Genomic DNA, 673 nt, shown 5'->3' with positions numbered 1-673 from the left:
TGATCGCTTGCCGGTGATTACCAATACCACCTCTAACGGCGTGACCAGCGAAAACGTCAATTATCAGGATGTGGGTTTAACGCTGAATGTGGAACCGACGATTTCAATTGATGGCGATATCAGCATGAAAGTGACGCTGGAAGTCTCCAATATCGTCGACACCATCACTACGCAAACCGGCTTGCGGGTTTATCAAGTCGGCACCCGGCATGCCGAAACCGTGATGGCCTCCCGTGATAGCGAAACCCAGGTCCTGGGCGGGCTATTAAGCCGCAATGATCAAATCAGCGGTAGCGCCATTCCGGGTTTGGGCGAAGTGCCGGTGCTGGATCGGATTTTTGGCAGCAAATCGACCTCCAAAGGCAAAACCGAACTGGTGCTGCTGATTACCCCGCACGTGGTGCGAAATCTGCCGCTGCCAAGCTCGTATATCACGCAGTTTGATAGCGGTACTGAGGGCGCTCTGACACCGCAGCCGCTGCGTTTGCGCTCTGGTTCAGTGGTCAACATCGTCAATTCCAACGGTGGTTTACCGACGCCCGCAGCTAATGCGGCGCCGACGGCTAACCCGCAAATCGGCTTGGATGGCGCAGCCCAGGTCATTCCGTTGCAAGACTCGACCAATCAGGCCGCAGAGGCGCCAGTCATTACGCCGCTACCCGCGCCACCGCCG

At 56.8% G+C, this 673-nt stretch carries 1 protein-coding gene; it reads left to right on the top strand.

The window, feature by feature from the left end; genetic code table 11:
- The coding region (locus tag ACYQ1A_RS21800; RefSeq protein WP_499365823.1) for a type II secretion system protein GspD at window positions 1–673 on the top strand (673 nt) is incomplete at both ends.

This window comes from Silvimonas sp. JCM 19000, assembly GCF_054652575.1.
The sequence above is the reverse complement of the archived record's forward strand: the minus strand, read 5'-3'. Positions and strand labels throughout refer to the sequence as shown.